The organism is Microbacterium sp. (genome assembly GCF_049661145.1).
In the GTDB taxonomy this organism is placed as follows: domain Bacteria; phylum Actinomycetota; class Actinomycetes; order Actinomycetales; family Microbacteriaceae; genus Microbacterium.
This window is the reverse complement of sequence record NZ_JBASZT010000304.1, coordinates 1-6,648: the sequence shown is the minus strand read 5'-3', so window position 1 is coordinate 6,648 and position 6,648 is coordinate 1. Positions and strand designations below refer to the sequence as shown.

The 6,648-nt window shown below is 70.0% G+C and carries 7 protein-coding genes; 5 read left to right on the top strand and 2 right to left on the bottom strand.

The genetic code is table 11. From position 1 onward, the window contains the following. Positions 1-199: 199 nt before the first annotated feature. Positions 200-1,525 carry a nicotinate phosphoribosyltransferase gene (locus tag WBP48_RS12980; protein WP_424441074.1) on the bottom strand — a complete coding sequence of 442 codons (1,326 nt, stop codon included), beginning with the start codon at positions 1,523-1,525 and terminating at the stop codon, positions 200-202. A gap of 64 nt (positions 1,526-1,589) precedes the next feature. On the opposite strand from WBP48_RS12980, the gene murI reads away from it, so the two are divergent. The 5 genes from murI (at position 1,590) to WBP48_RS12955 (ending at position 5,649) form a co-directional block, all read left to right on the top strand. After that, entirely contained in the window at positions 1,590-2,417 is an 828-nt protein-coding gene (murI, locus tag WBP48_RS12975; RefSeq protein ID WP_424441072.1) for a glutamate racemase, read from the top strand. Further along, positions 2,414-3,154, top strand: coding sequence for a ribonuclease PH (gene rph / locus WBP48_RS12970; RefSeq protein ID WP_424441070.1), 741 nt, complete (start codon positions 2,414-2,416; stop codon positions 3,152-3,154). Before murI ends, rph begins: the two co-directional genes overlap by 4 nt. A 31-nt stretch (positions 3,155-3,185) precedes the next feature. After that, positions 3,186-3,782, top strand: a complete 597-nt coding sequence (rdgB, locus tag WBP48_RS12965; protein ID WP_424441068.1) for an RdgB/HAM1 family non-canonical purine NTP pyrophosphatase — start codon at positions 3,186-3,188, stop codon at positions 3,780-3,782. 96 nt (positions 3,783-3,878) lie between these two features. Beyond that, complete coding sequence (locus WBP48_RS12960; protein ID WP_424441066.1) at positions 3,879-4,790, top strand: cation diffusion facilitator family transporter; 912 nt, start codon at positions 3,879-3,881, stop codon at positions 4,788-4,790. A 34-nt stretch (positions 4,791-4,824) separates the two neighbouring features. Further along, entirely contained in the window at positions 4,825-5,649 is an 825-nt protein-coding gene (locus WBP48_RS12955; RefSeq protein ID WP_424441064.1) for a hypothetical protein, read from the top strand. A 13-nt stretch (positions 5,650-5,662) separates the two neighbouring features. On the opposite strand, the gene ligD is transcribed toward WBP48_RS12955, so the two are convergent. Further along, on the bottom strand, positions 5,663-6,648 hold a 986-nt coding region (ligD, locus tag WBP48_RS12950; RefSeq protein WP_424441062.1), incomplete at its 5' end, for a non-homologous end-joining DNA ligase.

The window sequence follows — 6,648 nt, the reverse complement described above, 5'->3', positions numbered from 1 at the left end:
ACGGATCCGACGTTATCCGCGACCAGCACCCCCAGCATCCACCCCACCAACCCAAGCCAGCAAGAGGCGACCACCCCGATCTTTCCACCCCCACGGAGGGCCGCACAGCGGCCCTGAAAAGCTGAAGCGAAAGTCTCGCAACATGTGCCAGGCCTTCTCGCCCCACGGCGCGGCAGCGCCACTGAAAAGCTGACTCGGATCAACCGGCGTCGCGGTAGACGGTCGGCAGCGCCGGATCCGACCGGCTGAGCGCCAGCGCGCGCACCGGCAGTTCCTCGCGTACCCGCGCGTGGTGGGCGCGGGCCGCATCGACACCGCCGATGCCTTCGTACGCGGCATCCGCCTCACCGTGCTCGACGAGGGTGACCATGAGCGGGCGCGACTGTGGATACTCGGCCGCCGTCGCGAGTTGCTCGAATCCATCCGACACGACCATCAGTTCGCTGGTCGCGGTGCCGTGATCGAGGGTGCGGAACGCCGTCTTGAGCCCGCCCTTCGATGCCTTGTCGGCAGACTTCTTCGCCACCGCGACCCAACCGCCCGCGGCATCCTGCCGCGCGACGAGCTTGTAGACCATTCCGGCCGTCGGCGCGCCCGATCCGGTCACGACCGAGGTGCCGACGCCATACGCGTCGACGGGTGAGGCGGCCAGCGCCGCGATCGCGAACTCGTCGAGATCGCTCGTCACGGTGATCTTCGTGCCGGTGGCGCCGAGTTCGTCGAGCTGTGCGCGAACCTCGGTGGCCACGGTAGGCAGGTCACCCGAGTCGATCCGCACCCCGCCCAGGCCCGTCCCTGCGACGCGGATCGCCGTCGCCACGCCCTCCCGGATGTCGTACGTGTCCACGAGCAGCGTCGTCTCGATGCCGAGGGCGGCGATCTGACTGCGGAAGGCTTCCTCTTCGGACTCGTGCAGCAGCGACCATGCGTGCGCCGCGGTGCCCATCGTGGGGATGCCCCACGTGCGGCCGGCCTCGAGGTTGCTCGTCGCATCGAAGCCGACGACGTACGCCGCGCGGGCGGCGGCGACGGCGGACTGCTCGGCAGTCCGGCGCGACCCCATCTCGGCGAGCGGCCGGTCGCCCGCCGCGATGCTCATACGGGCCGCCGCACTCGCGACGGCGGAGTCGTAGTTCAGGATGCTGAGGGCAAGCGTCTCCAGCACGACGGTTTCGGCGAACGTGCCTTCGACGGTGAGGATGGGGGAGCCGGGGAAGTACAGCTCGCCCTCACGGTAGCCGCGGATGGTCCCGGTGAAACGGTAGCCGGACAGGAAGTCGAGCGCCTCGCGGCCAAGGACGTGATTGTCGTGCAGCCAGCGCAGCTCGTCGTCGCCGAAGCGGAACTCCCGCAGCTGCTGCAGGAAGCGCCCGGTTCCGGCGACGACGCCGAAGCGTCGAGCACCGGGCAGGCGTCTGCCGAACAATTCGAAGACGCAGCGGCGGGATGCGGTGCCGTCTCGCAGGGCCGCGTCGATCATCGTCAGCTCGTAGCGGTCGGTCAACAGGGCGGTGGAGGCGCGCATACCCATCACCATATTCTCTGGAGTGGGCTGAGGGCTCCTACCGACGGCCGCGTAGGCTGGGAGGGTGAACGACGCGCCCGTGGGGATCTTCGACTCCGGGGTGGGTGGTCTCACCGTCGCCCGTGCGGTCTCGCAGCTGCTGCCGCGCGAGTCGATCCTGTACGTCGGGGACACCGCTCATTCCCCGTACGGTCCGAAGCCGATCGCGGACGTGCGCCGGTACGGACTCGAAGTGCTCGACACACTCGTCGACCAGGGCGTCAAGATGCTCGTCATCGCCTGCAACACGGCATCCGCCGCCCTGCTGCGCGACGCGCGGGAACGCTACGATGTGCCGGTCGTCGAGGTCATCGGACCCGCCGTGCGCACCGCGATCTCCACGACGCGCAACCGCCGCATCGGAGTCATCGGCACTGCCGGCACGATCGGCTCGGGCGTCTATCAGGACATGCTCGGCGTCAACGAGGACCTCACCGTCCTCGCTCAGGCCTGCCCGCGGTTCGTGGAGTTCGTCGAGGCGGGAATCACAGGCTCGCCCGAGGTGCTGACGGTCGCCGAGGAGTACCTCGCGCCGCTGCGCCGCGCCGGTGTCGACACTCTGGTGCTCGGCTGCACGCACTATCCCTTTCTCGAGGGCGCGATCAGCTATGTCATGGGGGAGGGCGTATCGCTCGTCTCGAGCGATACCGAGACCGCGAAGGACGTCTACCGTCAGCTCGTCTCCCGCGACCTGCTGGCGGGGCCGGACGCCGCACCCACGCACGTCTACGAGGCCACCGGCTCGTCGGCGGACGACTTCCTGAACCTTGCCGATCGCCTGATGGGCCGCGGCGTCTCCGCCGTGCGTCTCGTGCAGACCGGCCTCATCGACCTCCCGAAGGGAACCCCGTGACTGCTTCCACCATCACCCGCGCCGACGGACGCGCCATCGATCAGCTCCGCCCCGTCACGATCGAGCGCAACTGGAGCGCTCACGCCGAAGGCTCTGCGCTCATCTCGTTCGGCGGCACGAGAGTGCTGTGCACCGCGTCGTTCACCGGCGGCGTGCCCCGCTGGCTCACCGGCAAGGGCAAGGGGTGGGTGACCGCCGAGTACGCCATGCTGCCGCGGGCGACGAACTCCCGCAATGACCGGGAATCGGTCAAGGGCAGGATCGGTGGACGCACCCACGAGATCTCGCGCCTCATCGGTCGCGCGCTGCGCGCCGTCGTGGACACGAAGGCGCTCGGCGAGAACACGATCGTCATCGACTGCGACGTGCTGCAGGCGGACGGCGGCACGCGCACGGCGGCGATCACCGGTGCGTACGTCGCCCTGGTCGACGCGATCGAGTGGGGACGTGCGAAGGGCCTCGTCGGCAAGAACGCGAAAGTGCTGCTCGATTCGGTCGCCGCCGTCTCGGTCGGCATCATCGACGGGGAGCCGATGCTCGACCTCGCCTATGTCGAGGACGTGCGCGCCGAGACCGACATGAACGTCGTGGTCACGGGGCGAGGCCTGTTCGTCGAGGTGCAGGGCACCGCCGAGGGCGCGCCGTTCGACAAGCGTGAACTCGACGCGCTGCTGGAGCTTGGCCTCGCCGGCTGCGCCGACCTGCGCGGAGCCCAGGCCGCAGCCCTCGCGGGCTGATCCCCGCCGAAACTCCACAAGAAGGGCCTCGATGAGCGCGAAAGTTGTCCTGGCGACCCACAATCCGCACAAAGTCGTGGAGTTCGGCGCGATCGTCGCGGCCGTCCGGCCCGACCTGGAGGTCGTCGGCTACGACGGGCCGGAACCCGTCGAGGACGGAGTGACCTTCGCCCAGAACGCCCTCATCAAGGCGCGCGCGGCGGCCGCGCACACCGGCCTTCCCGCGCTCGCGGACGACTCCGGTGTGTGCGTCGACGTGCTGGGCGGAGCGCCGGGCGTGTTCTCGGCGTACTGGGCGGGGCATCGGAAGGATGCCGCCGCGAACCTCGAGCTGTTGCTCGATCAGCTCTCCGACATCGCCGATCCGCACCGCGGCGCGCGGTTCGTCTCGACGATCGCGCTCGTCGTGCCGGACGGGCAGGAGCACACCGTCGAGGGTGTCTGGCCGGGTCGGCTCGCGCCCGCGCCGTCGGGGTCGGGCGGGTTCGGCTACGACCCGATCTTCGTCCCGGACGGCCACGGTGGCCGGACGGCGGCGGACCTGACGGCCGAAGAGAAGAACGCGGCATCCCACCGCGCCCGCGCCTTCACGGCCCTCGTCCCGCTGCTCGAGAACCTGCGGTTCTGAACGGTTGACGCTGCCGCAGAACGAGTGAGAATCACCATCGTTCCCGACTATGCGCAGAACGGTCGTGGCGGCATGTCCCAGGCATAGCCTGACAGCATGCATGACCATGCGCCGAGCGGCATCCGCGACGCGAGCAATCAGCGTTTGCTGACGATCTCGCTGTGCCTCACGGGCACGATCATGCTCGTGCAGATCGTGGGCGCGATCCTGGCCGGATCGCTCGCCCTGCTCGCCGACGCGGCACACATGTTCACCGACGCGTCTGCGCTCGTGGTCGCTCTTGTCGCGTCGATCGTCGCGACCCGGCCCGCGAACGATCGCAACACCTACGGCTATCAGCGCGCCGAGGTGTTCGGCGCGCTGATCAACGCCGTCGTCCTCATCGCGCTCATGGTGTGGATCGCCGTCGAGGCGATCGCGCGGCTGGCCTCGCCGGCGACGGTAGAGGTGTCGGGGCCGCTCATGCTCGTCGTCGCCACCGTCGGTCTCGTTGCGAACGCCGTGTCGATGTACCTGCTGAGTGCGGCTCAGAAGCGCAGCATCAACGTCCGCGGCGCATACCTGGAGGTGCTCGGGGACCTGATCGGCTCGGCGGTGGTCATCGTCGCGGCCGTCGTCATCTGGGCGACCGGATGGATGCCGGCGGACGCCCTCGCGTCGCTGATCATCGCGGCGATGATCCTGCCGCGCGCCGTGGGGCTGCTGCGCGAGGTGTTCTCGGTGCTGGGGGAACGCGCTCCGAAGGGCACCGAAGTCGGCGCGATCCGCGACCATATCCTGCGCCAGCCCGGAGTCGTCGACGTTCATGACGTGCACGTGTGGCAGCTGACGCGGGGAGCGCCGGTGTTCACGGCGCACGTCGTCGTGGAGCCATCCGTTCTTGCGGGCGGCGGCGCGGGAGCGCTGCTGTCGGGATTGCAGGGTTGCTTGGCCGAGCATTTCGACGTCGAGCACTCGACGTTCCAGATGGAACCGGCCGGCCACCGCGAGCACGACGCGCATCGGTGACGCTGCCTCGGCGGGCTGTGCGACGATGCTCGTGATGGATGACGCCACACTGACCGAGCTCCGCGCGCTGCGAGCCCGCGCCTACGGACCGGATGCCGACATCGACGCCGACCCGACAGCCCGCTCACGACTGCGCGAACTCGAGGCCACGGCCCGCGTTTCCGCGGCTTTCGCCCCGGCATCCGATCCGCCGCCCCCAATCCCGCGAGAGAACAACTCCGCGCCGAGAGAACGGGTGTCACCCGTACCCTCGTCCGCCAGTCGTTCTCTCGCCGAGGAGTCTCTCGCCGAGCATGCGCCGGCCGAAGAGGTCGTGCCGGTGCGGGAGCGGCTCACGCGCGCATGGCGGCGCCGCCCGGTCGCGATCGCGTGGGTGTGCTCGCTGGTCGCCGTCGCGGCAGTGGTCGCCGTCGCCACCTACGCTGTCGCCGGGATCCGACCGGTGTCACCCGCGACCGGTGCGCCGCAGGTCGCGACGCTCGATGACCGGAACCTCAGCGATGCCGCCTGGCTCGACGGGTGGTGGGGCGGTGGTGTCGAGGGCGCCAGCGCGTATGCCTTCCACGGCGTCACCGTCGTGCACACGCCCCGTGGAATGTTCAGCGACGGAACGGAGTGCCTCACGATCATCCCGACCGACGGTGTCAGTGAGGACGGCTCCAGCATCGACGGCCCGATGTACTACGGGTGCGCCGCCGGACCGTTCCCCGCTGTCGCACAGTTGACGATCGACGAGAACGCTCCTGAAGAGTTGCGCGACGAGTTCGGTGAAGGCACTGCTCTGCAGTTCGTGCTCGACGGCGACGTCGTCGGCGTGTTCGCCGCCCAGGCGAAGGCGACCCCGTCGGCGACGCCGTAGCCCGGACGGGCCCTCACACCTCGCGCCGCACGTCGCCGGGCGCCACGTCGGCACGCAGACCGCGCCACCGTGCGTGGCGGAGCGTGCCTCCGGGGGTGAACTGGGCGAACTCGACCTCGCCGACCAGTTCGGGCCGCACCCACAGCGCGTCGGAGGCATCGGCGTCGGGCACCCCGACGAGCGGACTCTCGTCGGTGCGCAGCGGCTCCAGGCGTGCCGCGAGCCGCGCCAGTTCGCGCTCCGTGAACCCCGACCCGACCCGTCCCACATACTGCAATCCCTCATCGCCGGGGATGCCGAGGAGCAGCGATCCGATCGCCCCCGTGCGCCCTCCTTTGCCGGGGCGGATGCCGCCGATCACGACGTCCTGCGTCGCGGTGAGCTTCACCTTCAGCCATTCCTCCGAGCGCGCGCCTCGCCGGTAAGGGGAGCGCGGGTCCTTCACGACGATGCCCTCCAACCCCAGTTCGCGCGCTGTCCGCAAAGCCACGTCGACATCGTCGGCGACCGGCGGCAGGACGATAGCCGGGATCGTGGCGGCGGCGAGTCGTTCCAGTGCCTCGCGACGCTCCGACAACGGGCGCGCCGCGGTGTCGTCGTCACCCGTGCGCAGCACGTCGAACAGCACGTACGTCACCGGCGTCCGCCGCGCCTCGCGCTCGATCTCCTGCGGCTTCGTGAGGTGCATGCGCGACTGCAGGCGGGTGAAGCTGGGCCTGCCCGCGGCATCCATCGCGACGATCTCGCCGTCGATGACGGCGGGCCGTGGACCGAGGCCCGCGTCGACGCTGGTCAGTTCGGGATAGCGGGCCGTGATGTCGGTGCCGCTGCGGGCGCGCAGGTGCAGGCGGTGCCCGTCCCACGTGCCGATCGCGCGGATGCCGTCCCACTTGAACTCGACCCAGGCCTCGCCCCAGCGCTGCGCAGCGGTTCGCGCGAGCCCGGGAGTCGCATTGACGGCGAGCATCGGCGCCGGGGCGTGAGGGCCCGAAGCGGCGG